This is a genomic window from Sabulicella rubraurantiaca (assembly GCF_017355885.1).
Classification (GTDB): domain Bacteria; phylum Pseudomonadota; class Alphaproteobacteria; order Acetobacterales; family Acetobacteraceae; genus Roseococcus; species Roseococcus rubraurantiacus.
Genome location: NZ_JAFEUU010000003.1, coordinates 81602 through 103234, shown reverse-complemented (window position 1 = coordinate 103234; position 21633 = coordinate 81602). Strand labels below are relative to the sequence as shown.

The window sequence follows — 21633 nt, the reverse complement described above, 5'->3', positions numbered from 1 at the left end:
GCTCACGCGGCGACGCTCCCGGGGTCGGTGTTGCCGCCGCACAGCAGGATTCCGGGACGCGCCCCCGCAGAGGGCGTCCAGCGCCCGGAGAGCAGCGCGGCCAGGGCCACCCCCCCGCCCGGCTCGACGACCAGCCGCGCGTCGGCCCAGAGGCGGCACTGCGCGTCCCGGATTGCCTCGTCAGGGACGAGAATGCTCTGGAGACGTCCGGCGGCGTGCAGCCGCGCCGCGAGTGGGAACATCAATTCGCCCACCTGCCGCGCGCCCAGGCTGTCCGCCGCCACGCCGCCCACCGGCGCGGGCACGGGCCGCCCAGCCTGGAGGGCGTGGGCCAGGGTGGGGCAACCCTCGGGCTCCACCGCGACCAGCGCGGGGCCGGACTCTGCATGCCAGGCAGCGAAGCCGCCGATGAGGCCGCCGCCGCCCACGGCGACGAGAAGGTGCGTCAGTTCGGGCGACTGCTCCTCCCACTCGCGCGCCACGGTGCCCTGGCCGCTGATCACTTCCGCCTGGTCATAGGCGTGGACCATCAGCGCCCCCGTCTCGGCCGCGCGGCGCTCGGCCGCTTCGCGCGCCTCGTCATAGGCGGCGCCGCCCACCACAAGCCGCGCACCAAAGGAACGGATCAGCGCCTGCTTGGCCGGGGCGCTGATCGCGGGGACGAAGATCTCCGCCGCGATGCCGAGGCTCTGCGCCGCCGCGGCGACCGCCGCGCCGTGATTGCCGCCGGAGGCCGCGATCACCCCCGCCGCGCCCGCCCCGGCGGCGCGCAGGCGGTGGAAGGCGCCGCGCGCCTTGAAGGAGCCGGAAAGCTGCGTGTGTTCGAGCTTCAGCGCGCCGAGGCCGGGCAGGGTCATCACCGGGGTCCGCCGGATATCCGCCTCGATCAGGCGATGGGCGGCGGAGACGGAGTCGCGGTTCGGAAGAGTCATGGCTTCCGGGTGCAACCGCCAGTCCCTTCCGCGCAAGACCCAATCCTGCCATATTCAGGACAGTCCAAACTTCTGGACATTCGGAATGACTTTGCACGGAAGCGCCGTCGCCTTGGACGGGGAAGGGGTCTTGCTCCTCGCCCCACCCGGAAGCGGAAAATCCGATCTTGTCCTGCGCCTGCTGGAAAGCGGATGGCGCCTCGTGGCCGATGACCAGGTGGCGCTGCGCCGCATGGGCAGTGCGCTGCTGGCCGCGCCACCCCCGTCCCTTGCCGGCATGCTGGAGCTGCGCGGCCTCGGCCTCGTTTCCGGCCTCGCCTGGGCAGAGGCGCCGCTGCACCTCGTGGCGCGGCTGATGCCGGAAGAGGCGATCCCCCGCCTGCCCACCCCCGAAACCTGGGAAGCAGAAGGGGTGCGCCTGCCCCTCGTCGCGCTGGATGGGCGCGCCGCCTCGGCACCGGCGCGGCTGCGCGCCGCGCTGGATGTCGCGCGCGGACGCCTCGGCATGGTCGCGGGGGCGCTGGCGGCGTGACCCCACCCCGTCCCTTTGTGCTGGTGACCGGACTTTCCGGAGCCGGCCGCGCGACCATCTTGCGCGTCCTGGAAGACCTCGGTTTCGAGACGGTGGACAACCCGCCGCTCACCATCCTGGAAGGGCTGGTGGAGGACGGAACCAACCCGCTGGCCGCCGGCATCGACACCCGCACCCGCGGCTTCGAGCCGGGCGAGGCGCTGGCGGTGCTGGAGCGGCTGCGCGCCTGGCCCGGGCTCGCCGTCTCGCTGGTCTTCGCCACCGCGGAGGACGCGGTGCTGCTGCGCCGCTTCACGGAGACGCGACGGCGCCACCCCCTGGCGCCGGGCGGTCCGCTGGGCAGTCGGGTGCAGGACGGCATCGCGCGCGAGGCGGCCCTGCTGGCTCCGCTTCGCGACGCAGCCGACCTCGTGGTGGACACATCGGGCCTGCCGATCTTCCGGCTGCGCCAGATCATCGAGGCGCGGTTCCGGCCGGAAGGGACGCCGGGCCTTTCGATCCTCGTCCAGTCCTTCTCTTTCCCCCGTGGCCTGCCGCGCGAGGCGGATCTCGTCTTCGACCTGCGCTTCCTGCAGAATCCGCATTACGAGCCGACCCTGCGGCCGCTGACCGGGCTGGACCCGGCCGTGGGCGACTACGTACGCGCCGACCCGGATTTCCCCGGGTTCTGGGAACGTTTAACAGGCTTCCTCGACCCCCTGCTGCCGCGCTATGTGGCGGAGGGGAAGAAATATCTGACCATCGCCCTCGGCTGTACGGGGGGTCGTCATCGTTCTGTCTTCCTAACCGAGGCTTTGGCCGATCACCTCCGCCGGCGGGGCTGGCGCGCGGATTCCGCGCATCGGGAATTGGACCCGGTGCCCCATATCCACGCCCCGGCCACACCTGCGGGCCCCATTCCTTCCGACTCCCTGGGCCAGGAGGCCCCGACGAACACTTCCATGTCCCATTCGCGAGCAATGCCTTCATGATCGGCTTGGTCCTGGTGACCCATGGACGGCTGGCGCTGGAACTGCGCCACGCCATGGAGCACGTGGTCGGCCCACAGGAGGCGGTGGCAACGGTCTGCATCGGCCCTGAGGACGACATGGAGGGAAGACGCGCCGACATCCGCGGCCGCATTGCCGAGGTGGATCAGGGCGACGGCGTCGTCATCCTGACCGACATCCTCGGTGGCACCCCGTCCAACCTCGCCCTGTCGCTTGCCGATCACCGCAGGGTGGAGGTGATCGCGGGGGTGAACCTCCCCCTCCTGGTCAAGCTGGCGAAGATCCGCGGCACCGAGCCGTTGATGGAAGCGGTGGACCATGCCGCCCGCGCCGGGCGCAAATACCTCGCCGCTGCCTGCGAACTGCCGAACGGCGCCGCCGACATGGCGCCGTTGCCGGCCCGCGTTTCCGGGAATGGCGCGTCATGAACGAGTGGCCCGGCGAGGAGGACAGCTCCTCCACCTCTCCCACCTCCCCGCCCCTGGCGGAGTCGCCGTCCTGCATCAGTTGCGACGGAGGCGGCGGTGGCCTCGTCCTGCGCCGCGCCGTGCCCATCGTGAACGCGCGCGGCCTTCATGCCCGTGCCGCCGCCAAGCTGGTGGCGCTGGCTGAGCGATATTCTGCCTGCATGAACGTCTCTAGGGGGGGACAAACCGTGCCGGCCTGCTCCATCATGGGCCTGATGATGCTGGGTGCCGGCAAGGGGAGCGAGATCGTGATCGAGGCTGAGGGCTGGGACGCGAAGGAAGCGCTGGAAGCGGTGGCCGGGCTGGTGGAAGCCGGCTTCCATGAAGACTGAGAAGGCGGAACAAGCAGCCAAGGTCGAAACGAAGGGCGATTCGCCGCGCAAATCGCGGGGCGCCAAGGCGCCGGTGGAGCGCCGTTTCCTGGGCATCGCCGTCTCGCCCGGCATCGCCATCGCCCCCGTCTATGACCTTACCGAGGCGCCGGCCGAGGCGCCGCGCCGCTCCATCCCCGAATCCGAGGTGGAGGCCGAGCGCCAGCGTCTGACCGAGGCCGCCGCCTTTTCGCGCAAGCAGGTCAGCAAGCTGAAGACCCGGCTTTCCATCCTGCCCGAGGAGGCAAAGGAAGAGCTGGAGCCGCTGCTCGATGCCTATGTCCTCATGCTCGGCAATTCGCGCCTCCTGCGGAATGCGCGCCGCCGCATCGGCGATGAGTTGCTGTCCGCCGAGACCGCCGTGTCGGACGAGGCGGATTCCATCGCTGCCGCCATCCTCACGACCAAGGACGACGACAGGCAGGGGCTGAACCGCCGCGCCTACGAGGTGCGGGAGATCGCGCGCCGCCTGATCCGAAACCTCACCGCCACGCCCTTCCGCTCGCTGAAGGAGGTGCCGCACGGTGCCATCCTCGTCACCGACGAGCTCACCCCTGCCGATGCCGCGCTTCTGGAGCCGGGGCGCGTCGCCGGGGTGGCAACGGAGGAAGGTGGGGCGGACGGGCACACCGCCATCATGCTGCGCGCCCTGGGCATCCCCGCCGTGCTGGGCTGCCACGGGCTGACCGAGGCGGCGCAGCGCGGCGACCCTGCCGTGCTGGACGGGCGCGCCGGATTTCTCCTACTGCACCCGAACGCGGAATCCCTTGCCACTGCGAAGGAAGGCCTCACCGCCCAGGCGCGCGAGAAATCCCGCCTGTCCCGCCTGCGCTCCCTCCCCGCCGAGACCACGGATGGCGAGAAGGTCGAGCTGCAGGCCAATCTGGAGATTCCGGCCGAGCTGCCGCTGATCCACCAGGCCGGGGCGGAAGGGATCGGCCTGTTGCGGACCGAATTCCTGTTCATGAACCGCGAGGACCTGCCGGACGAGGACGCCCAGGTCGCGGCCTATCGCTCGGTGGTGGAGGCGATGGCGGGGCATTGCGTCACCATCCGCGTCCTCGACTGGGGCGGCGAGAAGGACATGGAGGCGCTGGCCCAAGGCGTGCCCGTCTCCACAGGGCCGAACCCGGCGCTGGGGCTGCGCGGCATCCGCCTGCTGCTGAAGCGCCCGGAACTGCTCGAGGAACAGTTCGCCGCCATTCTGCGCGTCGCCCCGTTGGGCGATGTCCGCATCCTGCTTCCCATGGTCACCGTGCCGGACGAGGTGGCGGCGGCCCGTGATATTTATGAGCGCGTGGCGAAGCGCCTGCGCCGCCGGGGCGAGACCCTGCCGGAAAAGCTGCCGCCGCTGGGGGCCATGATCGAGACGCCGGGCGCCGCGCTCGCCGCCGATGCCATCGCGCTGGAGGCGGATTTCTTCGCCATCGGCACCAATGACCTCGCCATGTACACGCTGGCGGTGGACCGTGCCGAGGCGGATGTGGCGCATCTGTACGACCCGCTGCACCCGGCGGTGCTGCGTCTGGTGCAGTTCGCCACGGAGGCGGCGCTGCGGCTGCGCATGCCGTGTTCCGTCTGCGGCGAGATGGCGGGCAACCCCTCCCTGGTGCCGCTGCTGCTTGGCCTCGGCATTCGGGCGCTGTCCATGAACGCCTCCGCCATCCCGCGGGTGAAGCAGGCGGTGCGCGTCCTGGACATCGACGATTGCGCCCGCTTCGCCCGAAGGGTGATGGAGCAAAGCGACCCGGCGCGCATCGCCGAGTTGGTGGACGGGTTCGGCAAACACTAAGGCGCCAGCCAACCATTCTGGTCCTGCACGGTTCGGGATGGTCGAGGAGAAAGGCGCATGGCCACCGGATTGCTCGCCCTGCTGGATGATGTCGCGACGCTGGCCAAGGCGGCCGCCGCCTCGGTGGACGACGTGGCCGCCATGGCGGGCAAGGCGGGGGCCAAGGCGGCCGGCGTGGTGATCGACGACGCCGCCGTCACCCCGCGCTACGTCACGGGCTTCTCGCCGGCGCGCGAATTGCCGGTGATCTGGCGCATCGCCCTCGGCTCCCTCCGCAACAAGCTGCTGATCCTGCTGCCGGCCGCCCTGGCCCTGTCCTTCCTGGCACCCTGGGCCATCACGCCGCTGCTGATGCTGGGCGGCGCCTATCTGTGCTTCGAGGGGGTGGAGAAGCTGCACGAGGCGCTCTTTCCCCATGCCGACACCCATGGCGAGGCGGTGCCGCAGGGGCTGGCGGAAGTCGCCGCCTTCGAGGACCGCAAGGTGACCGATGCGGTCCGCACCGACTTCATCCTCTCGGCCGAGATCATGGCCATCACCCTCGCGGCTATCCCGCCCTCGAGCTTCTGGACCCAGGCGACGGTGCTGGCGACCGTCGGGGTCGGCATCACCGTCGCGGTCTATGGGGTGGTGGCCTTGATCGTGAAGGCCGATGATTTCGGCCTGCACCTCGCGACGCGGCCCGGCGCCGGGCCGGCGACGCGGCGCTTCGGCCGCGCCATCGCCGGGGCCATGCCCAAGCTCCTGCGCCTGCTGGGCTGGGTGGGCACGGCGGCGATGATCTGGGTGGGCGGAGGCATCATCCTTCATGGGCTGGAGGAATACGGGTTTGGCGCGCCCTCACATCTGCTGCACGATTGGGGCGTGGCGCTGGCGGGGGCGCTGCCGGCCGGGGGCGCCGTCGTGGAATGGCTGGTCCATGCCGCCGGCTCGGCCGTGGTGGGGCTCCTTGTGGGCGCGGTGGTGATCGGCCTCCTGCGCCTCCTGCCCCGCCGGCACGTGGCGGCCGACGCTCCGGTCGGGCGGCCCTTGCCCTGAAAGGGGCCGAAGTCTAGGGTCCGGCTGCTCATTCTCGCGGCAGCGCAGCAAAAAGGCGGAACGGCCCCATGAAGCTTCTCGTCCCCGTCAAGCGGGTGGTGGACTACAATGTCAAGGTTCGGGTGAAGGCGGACAACACGGGCGTCGAGACGGCGAACGTGAAGATGTCCATGAACCCCTTCGATGAGATCGCGGTGGAAGAAGCCGTGCGCCTGAAGGAAAAGGGCGTGGCGACCGAGATCATTGCCGTCTCCGCCGGGCCGCAGGCTGCGCAGGAACAGATCCGCACCGCCCTCGCCATGGGCGCCGATCGCGGCATCCTGGTCGAGCATGACGGCGTGCTGGAGCCGATCGCCGTCGCCAAGATCCTGAAGGCTTTGGTCGAGAAGGAAGGCCCCACCCTGGTGGTGATGGGCAAGCAGGCCATCGATGACGACATGAACGCCACCGGCCAAATGCTGGCGGCGCTGCTCGGCTGGCCGCAGGGCACCTTCGCCTCCAAGGTCGAGATCAGCGGCCAGGAAGCGACGGTGACGCGCGAGGTGGATGGCGGGCTCGAGACCGTGAAGCTGGCCCTGCCGGCGGTGGTGACGGCCGATCTGCGGCTGAACGAGCCGCGCTACGCCTCGCTGCCCAACATCATGAAGGCACGCAAGAAGCCGATCGAGACGGTGAAGCCCGCCGATCTCGGCGTGGATGTCACGCCGCGCCTGTCCGTGCTGCGCGTGGAGGAGCCGGCGAAGCGCCAGGCCGGCGCCAAGGTGACCTCTGTCCAGGAGCTGGTCGAGAAGCTCCGCAATGAAGCGAAGGTGATCTGACCATGGCGGTCCTGCTACTTGCCGACCACGACGGGTCGGCCGTTTCCCAGCCCACGCGTTCCGCCGTCGCGGCGGCTGCCAAGCTGGGCGAGGTGCATGTGCTGGTGCTGGGCGAGGGCGCTGCCGCCGCCGCGCAATCCGCCGCCGCCCTGCCCTCCGTTGCCAAGGTGCTGCTGGCCGACGACGCCTCCCTGGCGCATCGCCTGGCCGAGCCGGTGGCGGCGCTGCTCGTCTCGCTGGCGCCGAACTACTCGCACCTCGTCGCCCCGGCCTCGGCGGCGGGCAAGAACGTGATGCCGCGCGTCGCCGCGCTGCTGGACGTTCAGCCCATCTCCGACATCTCGGGCGTGGTGGATGCCGACACCTTCGTGCGACCCATCTATGCCGGCAATGCGCTGGCCACGGTGAAGTCCGCCGACCCGAAGAAGGTGCTGACCGTGCGCGCCGCCTCCTTCGACCCGGTGCCCGCCACGGGCGGCTCCGCCCCGGTGGAGAACGTCGCCGCCGCCACGGGCGAGGTGAAGTCCTCCTTTGTCGGCGCCGAGGTGAGCAAGAGCGAGCGGCCGGAGCTGACGGCTGCGCGCATCGTCGTCTCGGGCGGCCGCGCCATGGGCTCGGCCGAGAATTTCCACCTGATCGAGAAGGTGGCCGACAGGCTCGGTGCCGCGGTCGGCGCCTCGCGCGCGGCGGTGGATGCCGGCTACGCTCCGAACGACCACCAGGTGGGGCAGACCGGCAAGATCGTCGCGCCTGACCTCTACATCGCCATCGGCATCTCCGGCGCCATCCAGCACCTCGCCGGGATGAAGGACAGCAAGGTGATCGTCGCCATCAACAAGGACGAGGAAGCGCCGATCTTCCAGGTGGCCGATTACGGGCTGGTGGCGGACCTGTTCAAGGCGCTGCCGGAGCTTGAGGCGGAACTCGCCAAGTGATGGCGCGTAGGGCTGGCGTGGCGGCTACGCGCCAGGGAGAAGCAGCATGACCATTCGCGTCGCCACCCTCCCCGACTCCGTGGTCGAGGTGCCGGAAATCGCCTCGCTGGGCATCATCGGCGCCGGGCAGATGGGCAACGGCATCGCGCATGTCGCGGCGCTGGCCGGGCTGCCGGTCGCCATGGTGGACATCAACCCGGCCGCGCTCGATAAGGCGCTGGGCACCATCGCGAAGAACATGGAGCGCCAGATCGGCCGCAAGCTGATCACGTCCGAGGATCGCGACGCGGCGCTTTCGCGCATCACCACTTCCACGGACTACGCCTCGCTCGGCGAGACGGATTTCGTGGTGGAGGCGGCGACCGAGAAGGAAGCCATCAAGCGCGAGGTGTTCAAGGCGCTCTGCCCACACCTCAAGCCCACCGCGATGGTGGCGTCCAACACCTCCTCCATCTCCATCACGCGGCTTGGCGCCTCCACGGACCGTCCCGAGAAGTTCATCGGGATGCACTTCATGAACCCGGTTCCGGTCATGAAGCTGGTGGAGATCATCCGCGGCATCGCCACGGATGAGCCGACCTTCCGCGCGGTGGATGCGCTGGCGAAGAAGCTGGGCAAGCAGACGGCGGTGGCCGAGGATTTCCCGGCCTTCATCGTCAACCGCATCCTGGTGCCGATGATCAACGAGGCCGTCTATGCCCTCTACGAGGGCGTCGGCGACATTCGCTCCATCGACACAGCGATGAAGCTGGGCGCGAACCACCCGATGGGGCCGCTGGAACTGGCCGACTTCATCGGGCTGGATACCTGCCTTTCCATCATGCAGGTTCTCTATGACGGTCTGTCGGACTCGAAGTACCGGCCCTGCCCGCTGCTGGTGAAGTATGTCGAGGCCGGCTGGTACGGCCGCAAGACCGGCAAGGGTTTCTACGACTACTCGCAGGACCCGCCGGTTCCTTCTCGCTGAGCTTCGCTCAGCGGTTTTTTGTGCCCTCATCGCGGCGGCCCTAAGCCGCCGCTACGCCGGGCGCGGCCTCCGGCCGCTTGGCTTTCGCGCCGCTTCGGTCGCGCTGATTGCGCGGTTCGCCTGGGCGCGCCGGCCGCCTTGCGGTCGGATTCTCCTTTGATGCGCGGCTTTTCTGTGTGAGGCGCCGCTTCCTGTTGCTGGCGGTGTCGCTGGCGTGGAGCGCCGCTCCGCGTCTAGGCTCCCGGCAAAACACCGGAGGCCGTCCATGCTCATCGCCCGCCGCGCGGCGTTGCTGACCCTTGCCCTGCCTGCCCACGCCCCTGCCCAGCCCGGCTGGGCGCCCACGCGCCCCGTCCAGCTGGTCGCGGGCTTCGCGCCGGGCGGCGGGTCCGACGTGATCGCCCGCACCATCGCGGAGGCGGCCGCGCCGCTCTATCCCGTGCCCCTGGTGGTGGTGAACCGCCCTGGCGCAGGCGGCGCTCTGGCGGCGGAGCAGGTGTCGCGTGCCGCGCCGGACGGGCACACGCTGCTTCTGGCCGGCGGTTCCGAAAGCACCTCCGTCCCGGCGCATCGCGACGTGCCCTATGACCCCAAGACCGGCTTCACCCCCGTCATCCGCCTGACGCGGCACGGGCAGTTCATCGTGGCGAAAGCGCGCGGCGGCCGCTTCACCGACATGCGGCAGGTGATCGAGGCGGCCAAGGCACGGCCCGAAGCCATCTCCCACGCCTCGGCCGGGGTGGGGACGCTGTCGCATTCCATCTTCCTGCTTCTCGGCCGCGCCGCGGGGGTGGAGATGCTGCACGTCCCCTTCACCGGCGGCGGGCCGTCCCTGCAGGCTGTCGTGGCCGGGCAGGTGGACGTTTCCGTGGCCGCACCGGAGGAGATGCGCGGCCTGGTGGATGGCGGGGAGCTGCGCGTCCTCGCCGTCGCCTCGCCCGAGCGCCTGCCCGCCTATCCCGATGCGCCGACGCTACGCGAACTGGGCTGGAACGTGCTGGCCGAGAACATGAAGGGCTGGGTCGGCCCGCCCGGATTGATGCCGGAGATCACCACCTTCCACCATGACCGCATGAAGCAGGCCATCGCCACGCCGACCTGGCAGCGCTTCCTGGAACGGGCCGGCGAGGCGGATGGCTACGCCGACGGCCGAAGCTTCCAGGCGGCGATGGACACGCTGCTCGACAGCATCCGCGCCGCGCTGGGCCGCGGCTGAAAGGACCATCGCTTCGCCCGGGCCGTCGCTTCTCGGCGTTATTCTTCGCGCCGCAGGACGAGAAGGGTGTTGGGCGCGAAGAGCGGGAACTTGCAGCCAGGGAAAATGGCTCGCATGAGCAGGGACTCAGCGAGCCCTTCGAGCCCGCGCAGGAAATCCGGGTTGGCTTGGCTGGATTGACGCCGGAGATCACCGCCTTTCACCATGACCACGTAAAGCGGGCCGCATCACAACCCGGTCTGCCTACTGGACAGCACCGTGCCGCCCCGCGTCTGAAAGGATCATCCATGCAGCCAATCGCCCCGCCCGCCCGGGCGGCTTTCATCGGGCTCGGCGTCATGGGCCGTGCCATGGCCGCCAATATCGCCAAGGCGGGCTACGACCTCGCCGTCTCCTCCCGCACCCGCGCCAAGGCCGAAGGTCTCCAGGCGCGCTGGTGCGAAACGGGGGCAGAGGCGGCGCGCGGCGCTGCGGTGGTCGGGCTCTGCGTGCCCGACACGTCGGATGTGGAGGCCGCGCTCTTCGGCCCCGGCGGCATCGCCGAGGGGGTGGAGCGGGGCGCGGTGGTGGTGGATTTCTCCACCATCTCCGCCTCAGCCACGCGCGGCTTCGCGGAACGCCTGGCCCAGCGCGGCGCGACCCTGCTGGACAGCCCGGTGAGCGGAGGGCCGCAGGGCGCCATCGACGGCACGCTGACCTGCATGGTCGGCGGCGACGAGGCTGCCTTCCAGGCGGCGCAGCCCTTCTTCGCGGCAGTGGGCAAGACGATCACCCGCCTCGGTCCCTCGGGCGCCGGGCAGGTCTGCAAATCGGCCAACCAGCTGATGATTTGCGCCAGCCTCGTCGCGGTGGCGGAGGCGCTGAGCATGGGGCGCAAGGCGGGGCTCGATCCGGCGGCGATGCGCGAGGCGCTGATGGGCGGCTCCGCCGACAGCGCGGTGCTGCGCAACCACGCCAAGCGCCTGCTGGACCGGAAGTTCACCCCCGGCTTCCGGGCAGAGCTGATGCGCAAGGATCTCCGCTTGGCCGCGGAGGCGGTGCGTGAAACCGGCACCTTCGCCCCCGCCACCGCCATGGCGCTGCCGCTGCTGGAGCTGCTGGTGAATCGCGGCGCGGGGGGTGAGGACGTGGTGGCGCTGGGGCGGTTGGTGGAGGAAATGTCGGGCCTCGGATAGGCGAGCCGCGCCGCTTCCAACCAACGCCCCGTCACAGAGGAGGCGCGCCGACGGAGAATCCGGCCGCAAAGCGGCCGACGCCGCCAGACCAACTATTCAGCCGGCGCACCCGCAGCGCGGCGAAGCCAAGCCGCCGGAGGCGGCGCCCGGCGTAGCGGCGGCTGAAAGCCGCCGCGTTGAGGGCATCAACGATTCAGCGCTCTCCAGCGCGCCACGTTCCGGTTGTGCTCCTCCAGCGTGCGGGCGAAGGCGTGGCCCCCCGTGCCGTCGGCGACGAAGTAGATGAACTCCGTCGCCTCGGGTCGGAGGACGGCCTCGATAGAGGCGCGGCCCGGCATGGCGATGGGTCCGGGTGGCAAGCCACGGTTGCGATAGGTGTTGTAGGGGTGAGGCTGGTCCAGGTCGGCACGGGTCAGCGGCCGGTCGAGCGGCATTCCGTTGCCGGCACCATAGGCCACGGTGGGATCGGATTGCAGCGGCATGCCGCGCCGCAGCCTGTTGATGAACACTCCGGCCACCAGCCCGCGCTCCGCCGCCACCCCTGTTTCACGCTCGACGATGGAGGCGAGGATCAGCGCCTCCCGCGCCGAGTTCAGCGGCAGGTTGGGCGCGCGGTCCTTCCACGCCTCCTCCAGCGCCGCGTCCATCGCGGTGGTGGCACGGCGGACGAGCGCGGCCCGGCTGTCGTTCAGGGTGAAGCTGTAGGTCTCGGGCAGCAGCGCGCCTTCGTTGATCGTCGGCACCTCACCCGACAGCCCCTCCGTGCGCTCGAGGAGGCTGGCGACCTGCCGCGCCGTCAGCCCCTCGGCGATGGTGAGGCGGCGCTGCACCGGACGCCCCTGGCGCAGGATGGAGAGGATGTCGCGGATGGAGGCGCCGGCCGGGATGCTGAACTCGGCGGCGCGCAACGGCCCCTCGCCGCGCGTGGCCAGCGCCGCCAGGGCGAAGAGCCGGGGCGACTCCACCGCGCCGCGCTCGGCGAGAGTGGTGGCGATGGCCTCCACCCCGCCGCGCGGGATCACGATGTTGGCAGGTTCCGCGAGGGGGCCTGGGGCGCTGGCCTCGCGCCAGGCAAACCAGGCGGCCGCGCCGCCCGCCACCGCGAGCAGGGCGCAGCCCACGACCATGAGCTTGAGGAAACGTCGCATCTCGGGCGCATTAGCGCCCGAGAGGGGAAAAAGTCACGGCGCCCGGCGGAAGATCACCGAAGCGTTGGTGCCGCCAAAGCCGAAGGAGTTGGACAGCGCCACGTCGATCGGGCGCTGCTGCGCCTCCTTGGGGACGCGGTCGATCACCGACTCGCGCGAAGGATCTTCCAGGTTCAGCGTGGGCGGGGCCACGTTGTCGCGGATGGCCTGGATGGAGAAGATCGCCTCCACCGCCCCCGCCGCGCCCAGCAGGTGGCCGACGGCGGACTTGGTGGAGGACATGGCGACCTTCTTGCCGTCCTCCCCGAACAGGCGCTCCACGGCCGAAAGCTCGATGTCGTCGCCCATGGGGGTCGAGGTGCCGTGGGCGTTGACGTATTGCACGTCGCCCGGTGCCAGCCCGGCGGAACGCAGGGCGGATTCCATGGCGCGGAACCCGCCGCTGCCATCCTCGGCCGGAGAGGTGATGTGGTGCGCATCGCCGGAGATGCCGTAGCCCACGACCTCGGCGTAGATCTTCGCGCCGCGCGCCTTGGCGTGCTCCAGCTCCTCCAGCACGAGGACGCCGGCGCCCTCGCCCATCACGAAGCCGTCGCGCTCCTTGTCCCAGGGACGGGAAGCGGCGGTGGGGTTGTCGTTGAAGCCGGTGGACAGGGCGCGGGCGGCGCAGAAGCCGCCAATGCCCAGCTCGCAGATGGCCGCCTCGGCGCCGCCGGCCACCATCACATCGGCATCACCCAGCGCGATCAGCCGCGCCGCGTCGCCGATGGCGTGCACGCCGGTGGCGCAGGCCGTCACGGCGGAATGGTTTGGGCCCTTGAACCCGTACTTGATGGAAACCTGGCCGGAGGCGAGGTTCACCAGGGCCGAGGGGATGAAGAAGGGCGACAGGCGCCGCGTGCGCCCCGACGCCACCAGGGCCGAGGCTTCCTGGATCGTCTCCAGCCCCCCGATGCCCGAGCCGATCATCACGCCGGTGGCGATGCGCGAAGGCTCATCCTCCGGCATCCAGCCCGAATCCTGGATCGCTTCCTCCGCCGCCACCCAGGCGAGCTGGATGAAGCGATCCATCTTCTTCTGGTCCTTGACGGGAATCCATTCGCCCAGGTCCAGGCCGCCCTCGTCCTTCTTCCCGTCCGGCACCTGACCCGCGATCTTCGCAGGCAGGTCCTTCACGTCGAAGTGGGTGATCGGCCCGATGCCGCTTTCGCCGGACACCAGCCGCTTCCAGACATGGTCCACGCCAAGCCCAAGCGGGCTGACGATCCCCATGCCGGTGACGACGACGCGCCGCGGCGCAAGCCCCTGAGCGAACATCCTTTCCCCCCGTCAGTCCCTATGCGTCAGGCCGAAGCCTGCGACTTCTCGATGAAGTCGATCGCGTCCTTCACGGTCTGGATCTTCTCCGCCGCGTCGTCCGGAATTTCCACGCCAAAGGCCTCCTCGAAGGCCATCACCAGCTCGACCGTGTCCAGGCTGTCGGCGCCCAGGTCGTCGATGAAGGAAGCCTCGGGGGTGACCTTGGCCTCCTCGACGCCCAGGTGCTCCACCACGATCTTCTTCACCTTCTCGGCGGTCTCGCTCATCTCGCTCGGTCTCCTGCTGCCGGGGCCGCCCCCCGGGTTCACAGTGGGAGGGGTGCGCCGCGTCTGTGCTGGCCGCCCGGTCCAGCCCCGGGCGGCATCGCGTTATCACGGAAGTGCCGGGCGCTCTAGGCCGCTTGGAAGCCCCTGGCAAGTCCGCAACTCCCCAGTCAGGGCGGCCCTTCGCGGGGCGCATGGCGGGGCGTGCGGACAGAACGCACGGGCGCCGCCGCCGCTGCGCTTCAGGCTTCGGTAACGGGGCTGCCCCAGTGTAGCGTCGGAAGACATGGGGCCCCAGCGTGGCGAAGCGGAAGGGCGCAGGAGGCGGCACCATCGTCCTCAGGCGGATTGAGGAGGGCGGGTACGGCCATCACGGCGGCGCCTGGAAGGTGGCCTATGCGGATTTCGTCACCGCCATGATGGCCTTCTTCCTGCTCATGTGGCTCCTGAACGCCACGACGGAGGAGCAGCGGCGCGGCCTTGCCGACTACTTCAACCCGATGCACGCCCTGGCCAATGGCGTTTCCGGGACCGGCCAGCCCTTTGGCGGCTCCACCCCCCACACCGCCGGGCGCATGGCTTCCGACACCGGGGCGATCCGGCTGGAGCGCGGCCCACGCCCCATCCTCGCTGAGCTGGAGGAGGAGGATGACAGCGCTGCGCCTGCCGAGCCCTTCGCCCGCCGCGAGGGCCCGCGTGGCGAGGAGGAGACCCCTCCCCCGCGCATGGCCACACCGGGCGGGGCGGAACTCGGCCGCGTCCTTCCCGGCCCGGAGGAGAGCGACGCCGCTCGCCTGACCGACGCCGCGTTGCGCGCCGAATTGGCACGGCGGGAGGAGGCCGCGCTTCAGGATGCGGCGGAGGCGCTGCGCGAGACGCTGCGCGACGACCCCGCGCTGTCCGCCGCCGCTGGCCAGTTCCTGGTGGAGGTGACGCCAGAAGGGCTACGCATCCAGCTTCTGGAAGCCGACGGCTAGCCCATGTTCAGCACCGGCAACGCCGCGCCGACAGAGCGGGCGCGGGCGGCGATCCGCGCCGTCGCCCAGGCGGCGCTTCGCCTCCCCAACCCCGTCTCCGTCTCCGGCCACACGGACAGCGCGCCCTTTCGCGGCGGAGGCCGCTCCAACTGGGACCTGGCGGCGGAGCGGGCCAATGCCGCGCGACGCCTGCTGACCGAGGCGGGGCTGCCCGAGGCGCGCCTCGCGCGCGTCAGCGGACACGCGGATCGCGAACCGCTGCTGCGCGACCAGCCGGGGGCAGCGGCCAATCGCCGCGTCGCCATCACCCTGCTGCGGCAAGCGGAGGCGCCGCGGTGACCACGCTGCTCGGCTTCGCCTTCCTCATCATCATGGTGTTCGGCGGCTACACCATCGCCGGAGGCCAGTTCGCCATCATCCTGGGCTCCCTGCCCTTCGAGATGATGATGATCGGCGGCGCGGCGGTGGGCGCCTTCCTGATGGTCAACTCGATGCAGGAGGTGAAGCACACGGCCGGCGCCTTCGGGAAGATCCTCAAGGGGGCGCGCTACCGCAAGGAGGACTACGCCGCGCTGCTGTCGCTGCTCTACTACTTCGTGCGCCTCGCGCAGACCAAGGGCGCCATGGCGCTGGAGCCGCATATCGAGAAGCCGGAGGAAAGCGCCGCCTTCCAGAAATTCCCGCAGATCCTGAAGGACCACCACGCCGCCCTGCTGATCTGCGACTAACTGCGCATGGTCGGCATGAACGCGGACGACCCGCACCAGTTGGAGGACATCATCGCGCGGGAGCTGAAGAAGCTGAAGGAGGAGGAGATGCACCCCTCCCACGCCATGCAGAACATCGCCGATGCGCTGCCGGCGCTTGGCATCGTCGCGGCGGTGCTGGGCGTCATCAAGTCCATGGGCTCCATCGACCAGCCACCGGCGGTGCTGGGCCGGATGATCGGCGGGGCGCTGGTCGGCACCTTCCTGGGCGTGCTGCTGGCTTATGGGTTGATGGGCCCCATGGCGGCACGGCTGAAGGCCATCGTCGAGGAGGAAAGCGCCTTCTACGAAGTGATCCGCGCCGTCATCGTCGCGCATCTGCACGGCAACGCCCCGCAGGTGAGCGTGGAAGCCGGGCGCAAGGTCGTTCCCTCCGCCCTGATGCCCTCCTTCGGCGAGTTGGAGGCGTCGCTGCAGGAACTCCAGATCGCCTGACAGCTCATTCGGCGCGGGCGGCGGCGCGTCCGACCCCGCCGCGACCGATCCGCTTGGCGCGGAGCAGCGCCTGGTCGGCGGCCTCCAGCAGCCCGGTCGGCGTCGCCGCGTCGCGCGGCAGCGCCGCGATGCCCAGCGTGGCGCCCAGGCGCAGCAAGCGCCCATTGATCTCGACCGGGCGGTTCAGCGTGTCGCGCAGGCGGTGCGCCACCGCCTCTGCCGCCTCGTCAGTGCCGGCCAGGACCACCACGAACTCGTCGCCGCCCAGCCGCCCGGCAATGTCGCCCGCGCGCAGGGCGGTGCGGATGCGCTGCGCCGCGGCCCGCAGCAGCGCGTCGCCCACCGCGTGGCCATGGGTGTCATTGGCCAGCTTGAAATGGTCGAGGTCGATGACGATGGCCAGCATCGGCAGGGCCTCGCTCGCCAGGGTCTCCAGCGTCTCCAGCAGGGCCCGCCGGTTGAGGAGGCCGGTCAGCGCGTCGGTGCGCGCCTCGTGCCCCAGGCGCCGCCGCTCGATGGCGGCGAGGCGGAAGCTTTCCAGGGCCCGCGCCATGCGCCCGATCTCGTCGCCGCGCTCCTGGCCCGGCACCGGGGCGCGGTCATCCCCCGCCTCCAGGGCGCGCATCCGTGCCGCCACCGCGTCGAGCGGCGCGATGACGGTCCGGCGCAGCAGCCAGGCGGCGAGGAACAGGGCGAGCAGCACCGCCAGCACGGCGGTGACCAGCGTGACCTGCCAGGCCCGCTCCGCCTTGCGCGTCGCCTCCTCCGAGATCTCGTCCATGCGGCGGTGCAGGCGGGCCACCTCGGCCTGGGCCACCCGGCGGAAGGCCTCGAAGGCCGGAACCCGTTCGTCCCGCAGCAACCGCAAGGCCAGCTCATCCTGGTCCGCCAGCAGCGCGGCCTCGATGCGCTGGCCGGCTTCGAACATGGTCTCGAAGTGGCGGCCGATGTCATCCAGGGCCGCGGTTTCCTGCGGAAGGATGTCCTGGGCGCGCGCGACAGCGTCGCGGAAGCGGCGCTGGGCCCTGTCCCGCTCTCCGAGGATGCGCTGGCGCGCCGGGATGTCCCGTTCTACGAACAAGGCCTGCAGGAGGTGTGAATCATCATGGGCGTGCAGCCCGGCGCGGATGACAAGGACCATTCCCGCCGCTTCCTGTTCCAGGACGCGGGAATAGGTCGCATCGTTGCGCGACAGCTGTGTGACGGCATGGAATGCCCCGCCGAGGCCAACCGCAGCCATCTGCGTCAAGGCCAGGAGGAGGCGTAAGCTGATGGTGAACCGGCCGATTGCCCTTCCGGAACGTCCCAGCCCCGCCTCCGCATCGATCCGCCCCGCCCCACGAGGAAAGTTTGCGCCACCGCCAGAGCGAAAATACGGGAGCATGGGAGTGACCTTTTGCCACCGTTCGGCGTCTTCAATCTAGCTTTTTGCAACCTTGACTGGAAGGCTCAACCTTGGGGGCAACGCACCGAGAGAGCTGGAGGGGAGAAACCGAATGCCTGCAGCGCCCCTGCCCGCCGACGAAGCGCAGCGCTTGGCCGCCCTGCGCTCCTATGACGTCCTCGACACGGCGGGCGAGCAGGCCTTCGACGATCTTGTCGCCCTCGCGGCGGAGCTGACCGGCGCGCCCATCGCCCTGGTTTCGCTGATCGATGCCGATCGCGCCTTCTTCAAGGCCCGGCACGGCATCGAGGCGCCGGAAGCCCCGCGCGACCTCGCTTTTTGCTCCCACGCCATTCTGGACCCGAAGCAGCCTTTGGCCGTCCCGGACCTGCGCGAGGATGAGCGGTTCCGCGACAATCCGCTGGTGACCGACGCCCCCTCGATCCGTTCCTATCTGGGCGTGCCGCTGGTGGGCCCGGAGGGTCACGCGCTGGGGACGTTCTGCATTCTCGACAACAAGCCGCGGCCAATGGATGAGACGACGGTGCGGCTGGTGCGCCGGCTGGCCCAGGCCGCCCAGGCCAACCTCGAGTTGCGGCGCGCGATGCGACGCCTCGGCACCTCCTCGGTCACCGATGCGCTCACCGGCCTGCCCAATCGCGCCGCCGCCATGACGGAGCTGGAATCCCTGTTGGCCGGGGGCGGGCCGGTGGCGGTGATCGCCATGGACCTCGACCATTTCAAGGAGGCCAATGACGCCCATGGCCACGCCGCGGGCGATGCGCTGCTGCGCGCCGCCGCCCAGCGCATCCGCTCCGCCGTGCGTTCGGGTGACCTGGTGGCGAGGCTGGGCGGCGACGAGTTCATGGCCCTGCTGCCCGGCGTCAGCGACTGGGACACGGCCAGCGGCATCGCCGAGGCGATCTGCACCACCGTGTCCCGCCCCGTCCTCCATGACGGGCGGCCGCTGCGACTGGGCGTCAGCGCCGGCGTGGCCCTGGCGCCGGAGGATGGGACGGAGGCGGGGCGGCTCGCCCGGCTGGCGGACGAGGCGCTGATCCGCAGCAAGCGCCGCCGCCGCGGCTCTGTGGGCCGGACGGAGCCGGAGGACGCGGCGCGCATGGCGCGGGAATCCGCCCTGCTCCTCGCCTTCGCGGAGGGGCTGCCGGAGGGGCTGGGCTGCGCGATGCAGCCGGTGATCGGACTGCGGGACGGCGAGGTGCGGGGGATGGAGATCCTGGCGCGCTGGACCCACCCGGAGCTGGGCAAGGTGCCGCCCGGCGAGATCTTCGCCGTGGCCGCGCGGCTGGACCGGGCCGAGGCGGTGTCGCGCCGCGTGCGGGAGATCGGCTTTGCTGCCTATGCGTCGCTGCGGCGCCAGGATCTGGCACCGGGCCGGATCGGGGTGAACCTCGCGGCCGGGGAGCTGGCGCGGTCCGACGTGGTGGAAACGCTGGAAAACCAAGTGGAGCAGGCCGGGCTCAGCCTGTCCTGCCTGACCGTCGAGATCATGGAGGATGCGGTGCTGGACCGCATCGCCCATGCCACCGTGTCGCGCCTCGCCGCGCTGCGCGGCAAGGGGGCGCGGATCGTGCTGGATGATTTCGGCACCGGCACCTCCGGCCTCGCGCAGCTTCTCCGTATCCCGCTGGATGCGCTGAAGCTGGATGGCTCCTTCATCCGCCGTCTGGGCACCGACCCGCGGGCGGAAAAGGTGGTGACGGGGATGATCCGCCTCGCCCAGGCCATGGGGCTCGACGCCATCGCCGAGGGGGTGGAGGATGAGGCGGAGGCGCGCACCCTGGCGCGGATGGGCTGCGATGCGGTGCAGGGGCATTTCTTCGCCCCGCCCCTGGAGCCCGAGGCGCTGACCGCTTGGCTACGCGGCCGGCTGGAGGAGCGGAAAAAGGTGGTGCCGCTCCGCAACGCATGATGGCGCGACCCCCTCAGAAGCTGCGCGACAGTCCGGCGAAGATGCCGCGCCGCAGCCCGTATTGCGGCGCGCCGACGCCGATTCCGGTGCCGTCGCGCAGCTGGTAGCGGCGGTCGAACAGGTTCAGCACGTCCAGCCGCGCCGTCCATCGCCCGCCATCCGGCCCCTCGAAGCGGTGCGCCACGCCCAGATTCACCGTCATGTAGGGCGTGACCGACTCGCTGTTGGCGAAGCCGCGCCGCATGCCTGAGCCATAGACCAGCGTCGCCGAGAGCGTGCCGCCCTCCCAAGCGCGCCAGGACGCACCGGCCGAGGCGGAGACGGCCTGGTCGTGATCGGTCCGGACGAATTTCCGCGCCACCTGCGCCAGCTCCGCCGCCGACCAGAAATACTGGTTGGAGACGAGGCCCTTCCCCTCGGAGCGCGACAAGGTGAGGTTGCCGTGGAAGCTCCACCTCTCGCCGCGCCAAGCGGCAGTCAGTTCCGTGCCGTACACGCGCCCGCGCGCGTAGTTGTAGGGCGAGAACACATAGGCCGTGCCGAACTGACCCAGGTCCTGCAGGTCGCGCACGTCGCGAAAGAACGCCTCCGCGCCCAGGGTCAGGCGCTCGCCGATGCGGTGGCGCAGGCCGAGATTGAGGTAGTGCGCGCGCTCCGGCCGCACCGGGCCGGCCCGCGCCACCTCCGGCTCCAGCGTCGTGCCGGCGTAGCGGGCCAGGTCGGGCCGCACCAGGAGTTCCGCCGGCGGCGGGGTGAAGTAGCGCGCATAGCCGGCGGAGAGGGTGGTGGCGTCCGTGACGTTCCAGACCACGTTCAGGCGCGGCGATAATTGCGAGCCGGAGGCGGGGCCGCGCACCCCGTCCAGACGCGCGCCGAAATTCACCGTCACCCGCTCCAGCGGCCGCCATTCATCCTGGAGGTAGAGCCCGCCGAGACTCTGCGTCACGCGTCCGCTCTCGGTGATGGTGAAGGGTGCGTCGATTGTCCCGCCCGCCCCGTCCAGCGGCAGCACGGTGCTGGCGAGGGCGTTCGTCGTCTCGTCTCGCGACAGGAAGAAGCCGGCGCGCAGTGTGTGTCGCTCCGACACGCGCCAGGCGGCATCGCCCTGCAGCCCGATGGCGATGTTGCGCCGCTCCACCGTCGAGGCGACGCCCGTGCCGAGGAGGTCGACCATGACATTCGGCAGGTAGGAGATGCTGGTGCGCCGGAGGAAGCCGGAAAGCTGCACGTCCAGCGCGTCGCGGCTGTGCTGCAAGGCCAGCACGCCGAAGGCGGTGCGCTGCCATTGCCGGCCACGCGGGTCCAGCCCGTCGAAGCTGTTGCGGCCAAAGGCGGTGAAGGGCGATGGTCCGCTTGCCTGCACCGGCACCTCGTAGCGCGAGGCATTGCCCCCGGCGATGAGGGAAAGGCGCGTGCGGTCGTCCAGCGCATAGGCGGCATTGAGTATGCCGCGGAATTGCTCCGTCGCGTTGTTCGGCACGGTGCGCGCAGAGGTCGGGTTCTCGAAGCCACGGTCGGAGCGCAGCATGGAACCGGACAGGAAATACTCGAAGCGCCCCACGCCACCGCCATAGGACAGGCCAGGCTGGAAGGTGCCGAAGGAGCCCCCATACAGGCTGGCCGAGCCGCCCGGATCCTGCGCGCCGGAGCGCAGGCGAATATCCACGACGCCCGCGGTGCGATAGCCGAACTGCGCCGGCAGCGCGCCGGTGATGAGGCTGACGGAGCGCAGCCCGCGCGCATCGAAGAGCTGGCCGAAGCCGCTGATCGCCTCCGGCATCGTCACGCCATTGATGCGGTATTGCAGGTTGCGGTGGTCGCCGCGCACGTGCAGCTCGCCCTGCGGCGCCTGTACCACGCCCGGCGCCTGAAGCAGCACCTGGTTCAGCGGCGCCTCCTCGCCCTGCGGCAGGCGCTCGATCGCCTCGCGCGTGATCTCGGTGACGCTGGCGCCGAGCGAGGGGGCGATGCGGTTGCGCCCCTCCTCGAAGCGGCGCGACTGCACGACCAGTTCGGGAAGTTCCATCACCGGCTCCTGCGCGCGTGACGCATCGAGGGGGAGCAGGAGCAGGGCAGGAAGCAGGCGGCGCATGGCGTCTCCGTCAGTGGAATGACTGCACATCTGTTCATCTCTGCAAAGGGAAAACCTGTAGAGATGTGCATATTTGCAAGCA

General features: G+C 70.5%; 20 protein-coding genes and 1 pseudogene. 15 read left to right on the top strand and 6 right to left on the bottom strand.

What is annotated here, in order from left to right; genetic code table 11:
• Nucleotides 1-2: 2 nt before the first annotated feature.
• A complete protein-coding gene (locus tag JTJ31_RS07255; RefSeq protein WP_207537970.1) occupies nucleotides 3-932 on the bottom strand; it encodes a serine/threonine dehydratase in 930 nt (309 codons plus the stop codon).
• On the opposite strand from JTJ31_RS07255, the gene JTJ31_RS07250 reads away from it, so the two are divergent.
• From JTJ31_RS07250 to JTJ31_RS07200, 11 genes are all read left to right on the top strand, one after another.
• Nucleotides 931-1464 (top strand): HPr kinase/phosphorylase, encoded by a 534-nt coding sequence (locus JTJ31_RS07250; protein ID WP_457852402.1) that lies wholly within the window; start codon nucleotides 931-933, stop codon nucleotides 1462-1464. The two genes, JTJ31_RS07255 and JTJ31_RS07250, sit on opposite strands and share 2 nt — an antisense overlap.
• Entirely contained in the window at nucleotides 1461-2435 is a 975-nt protein-coding gene (gene rapZ, locus JTJ31_RS07245) for an RNase adapter RapZ (protein ID WP_328805691.1), read from the top strand. The genes JTJ31_RS07250 and rapZ overlap by 4 nt, the downstream gene beginning before the upstream one ends.
• Nucleotides 2432-2881 carry a PTS sugar transporter subunit IIA gene (locus JTJ31_RS07240; protein ID WP_207537968.1) on the top strand — a complete coding sequence of 150 codons (450 nt, stop codon included), beginning with the start codon at nucleotides 2432-2434 and terminating at the stop codon, nucleotides 2879-2881. Before rapZ ends, JTJ31_RS07240 begins: the two co-directional genes overlap by 4 nt.
• A gap of 74 nt (nucleotides 2882-2955) precedes the next feature.
• Nucleotides 2956-3252, top strand: coding sequence for an HPr family phosphocarrier protein (locus tag JTJ31_RS07235; protein WP_328805709.1), 297 nt, complete (start codon nucleotides 2956-2958; stop codon nucleotides 3250-3252).
• Nucleotides 3242-5083: a phosphoenolpyruvate--protein phosphotransferase gene (gene ptsP, locus JTJ31_RS07230; protein ID WP_207537966.1), complete on the top strand. Its 1842-nt coding sequence runs from the start codon at nucleotides 3242-3244 to the stop codon at nucleotides 5081-5083. Before JTJ31_RS07235 ends, ptsP begins: the two co-directional genes overlap by 11 nt.
• A 57-nt stretch (nucleotides 5084-5140) precedes the next feature.
• Entirely contained in the window at nucleotides 5141-6121 is a 981-nt protein-coding gene (locus JTJ31_RS07225; protein WP_207537965.1) for a DUF808 domain-containing protein, read from the top strand.
• Between the two features lie 68 nt (nucleotides 6122-6189).
• Entirely contained in the window at nucleotides 6190-6939 is a 750-nt protein-coding gene (locus JTJ31_RS07220) for an electron transfer flavoprotein subunit beta/FixA family protein (RefSeq protein WP_207537964.1), read from the top strand.
• Between the two features lie 2 nt (nucleotides 6940-6941).
• A complete protein-coding gene (locus JTJ31_RS07215) occupies nucleotides 6942-7874 on the top strand; it encodes an electron transfer flavoprotein subunit alpha/FixB family protein (RefSeq protein WP_207537963.1) in 933 nt (310 codons plus the stop codon).
• A 46-nt stretch (nucleotides 7875-7920) separates the two neighbouring features.
• The gene (locus JTJ31_RS07210) at nucleotides 7921-8841 is read left to right on the top strand and encodes a 3-hydroxybutyryl-CoA dehydrogenase (RefSeq protein WP_207537962.1); all 921 of its coding nucleotides are present in this window, start codon (nucleotides 7921-7923) and stop codon (nucleotides 8839-8841) included.
• 265 nt (nucleotides 8842-9106) lie between these two features.
• A complete protein-coding gene (locus JTJ31_RS07205) occupies nucleotides 9107-10057 on the top strand; it encodes a tripartite tricarboxylate transporter substrate binding protein (RefSeq protein WP_207537961.1) in 951 nt (316 codons plus the stop codon).
• A 287-nt stretch (nucleotides 10058-10344) separates the two neighbouring features.
• The gene (locus JTJ31_RS07200; protein ID WP_207537960.1) at nucleotides 10345-11232 is read left to right on the top strand and encodes an NAD(P)-dependent oxidoreductase; all 888 of its coding nucleotides are present in this window, start codon (nucleotides 10345-10347) and stop codon (nucleotides 11230-11232) included.
• Between the two features lie 185 nt (nucleotides 11233-11417).
• Here JTJ31_RS07200 and mltG read toward each other — a convergent pair whose 3' ends face one another.
• The 3 genes from mltG to JTJ31_RS07185 are packed head-to-tail and all read right to left on the bottom strand — an operon-like array spanning nucleotide 11418 to nucleotide 13966.
• A complete protein-coding gene (gene mltG / locus JTJ31_RS07195) occupies nucleotides 11418-12380 on the bottom strand; it encodes an endolytic transglycosylase MltG (protein WP_207537959.1) in 963 nt (320 codons plus the stop codon).
• Nucleotides 12381-12413: 33 nt separating this feature from the next.
• A complete protein-coding gene (gene fabF, locus JTJ31_RS07190; RefSeq protein ID WP_207537958.1) occupies nucleotides 12414-13697 on the bottom strand; it encodes a beta-ketoacyl-ACP synthase II in 1284 nt (427 codons plus the stop codon).
• A 26-nt stretch (nucleotides 13698-13723) separates the two neighbouring features.
• Nucleotides 13724-13966 (bottom strand): acyl carrier protein, encoded by a 243-nt coding sequence (locus JTJ31_RS07185; RefSeq protein ID WP_207537957.1) that lies wholly within the window; start codon nucleotides 13964-13966, stop codon nucleotides 13724-13726.
• Nucleotides 13967-14262: 296 nt separating this feature from the next.
• On the opposite strand from JTJ31_RS07185, the gene JTJ31_RS07180 reads away from it, so the two are divergent.
• From JTJ31_RS07180 to motA, 3 genes and pseudogenes are all read left to right on the top strand, one after another.
• The gene (locus tag JTJ31_RS07180) at nucleotides 14263-14940 is read left to right on the top strand and encodes a flagellar motor protein MotB (protein WP_207537956.1); all 678 of its coding nucleotides are present in this window, start codon (nucleotides 14263-14265) and stop codon (nucleotides 14938-14940) included.
• Between the two features lie 3 nt (nucleotides 14941-14943).
• On the top strand, nucleotides 14944-15279 hold the full coding sequence (locus JTJ31_RS07175) for an OmpA/MotB family protein (RefSeq protein WP_207537955.1): 336 nt from the start codon (nucleotides 14944-14946) through the stop codon (nucleotides 15277-15279).
• Nucleotides 15276-16142, top strand: a pseudogene (motA, locus tag JTJ31_RS07170) (flagellar motor stator protein MotA). The gene JTJ31_RS07175 and the pseudogene motA overlap by 4 nt, the downstream one beginning before the upstream one ends.
• 4 nt (nucleotides 16143-16146) lie before the next feature.
• Here the strand turns inward: motA and JTJ31_RS07165 are convergent.
• The gene (locus JTJ31_RS07165) at nucleotides 16147-17283 is read right to left on the bottom strand and encodes a GGDEF domain-containing protein (RefSeq protein WP_207537954.1); all 1137 of its coding nucleotides are present in this window, start codon (nucleotides 17281-17283) and stop codon (nucleotides 16147-16149) included.
• Between the two features lie 355 nt (nucleotides 17284-17638).
• On the opposite strand from JTJ31_RS07165, the gene JTJ31_RS07160 reads away from it, so the two are divergent.
• Nucleotides 17639-19459, top strand: coding sequence for a putative bifunctional diguanylate cyclase/phosphodiesterase (locus tag JTJ31_RS07160; protein WP_207537953.1), 1821 nt, complete (start codon nucleotides 17639-17641; stop codon nucleotides 19457-19459).
• Nucleotides 19460-19472: 13 nt separating this feature from the next.
• On the opposite strand, the gene JTJ31_RS07155 is transcribed toward JTJ31_RS07160, so the two are convergent.
• Nucleotides 19473-21551, bottom strand: coding sequence for a TonB-dependent receptor (locus JTJ31_RS07155; RefSeq protein ID WP_207537952.1), 2079 nt, complete (start codon nucleotides 21549-21551; stop codon nucleotides 19473-19475).
• Between the last annotated feature and the right edge of the window lie 82 nt (nucleotides 21552-21633).

Coding starts and splice junctions, on each gene's coding strand:
- JTJ31_RS07250 (WP_457852402.1), top strand. CDS start 931: ATGGCTTCCGGGTGCAACCGCCAGTCCCTTCCGCGCAAGACCCAATCC.
- JTJ31_RS07255 (WP_207537970.1), bottom strand. CDS start 932: ATGACTCTTCCGAACCGCGACTCCGTCTCCGCCGCCCATCGCCTGATC.
- JTJ31_RS07240 (WP_207537968.1), top strand. CDS start 2,432: ATGATCGGCTTGGTCCTGGTGACCCATGGACGGCTGGCGCTGGAACTG.
- ptsP (WP_207537966.1), top strand. CDS start 3,242: ATGAAGACTGAGAAGGCGGAACAAGCAGCCAAGGTCGAAACGAAGGGC.
- JTJ31_RS07225 (WP_207537965.1), top strand. CDS start 5,141: ATGGCCACCGGATTGCTCGCCCTGCTGGATGATGTCGCGACGCTGGCC.
- JTJ31_RS07220 (WP_207537964.1), top strand. CDS start 6,190: ATGAAGCTTCTCGTCCCCGTCAAGCGGGTGGTGGACTACAATGTCAAG.
- JTJ31_RS07215 (WP_207537963.1), top strand. CDS start 6,942: ATGGCGGTCCTGCTACTTGCCGACCACGACGGGTCGGCCGTTTCCCAG.
- JTJ31_RS07210 (WP_207537962.1), top strand. CDS start 7,921: ATGACCATTCGCGTCGCCACCCTCCCCGACTCCGTGGTCGAGGTGCCG.
- JTJ31_RS07205 (WP_207537961.1), top strand. CDS start 9,107: ATGCTCATCGCCCGCCGCGCGGCGTTGCTGACCCTTGCCCTGCCTGCC.
- JTJ31_RS07200 (WP_207537960.1), top strand. CDS start 10,345: ATGCAGCCAATCGCCCCGCCCGCCCGGGCGGCTTTCATCGGGCTCGGC.
- mltG (WP_207537959.1), bottom strand. CDS start 12,380: ATGCGACGTTTCCTCAAGCTCATGGTCGTGGGCTGCGCCCTGCTCGCG.
- fabF (WP_207537958.1), bottom strand. CDS start 13,697: ATGTTCGCTCAGGGGCTTGCGCCGCGGCGCGTCGTCGTCACCGGCATG.
- JTJ31_RS07185 (WP_207537957.1), bottom strand. CDS start 13,966: ATGAGCGAGACCGCCGAGAAGGTGAAGAAGATCGTGGTGGAGCACCTG.
- JTJ31_RS07175 (WP_207537955.1), top strand. CDS start 14,944: ATGTTCAGCACCGGCAACGCCGCGCCGACAGAGCGGGCGCGGGCGGCG.
- JTJ31_RS07165 (WP_207537954.1), bottom strand. CDS start 17,283: ATGGTCCTTGTCATCCGCGCCGGGCTGCACGCCCATGATGATTCACAC.
- JTJ31_RS07160 (WP_207537953.1), top strand. CDS start 17,639: ATGCCTGCAGCGCCCCTGCCCGCCGACGAAGCGCAGCGCTTGGCCGCC.
- JTJ31_RS07155 (WP_207537952.1), bottom strand. CDS start 21,551: ATGCGCCGCCTGCTTCCTGCCCTGCTCCTGCTCCCCCTCGATGCGTCA.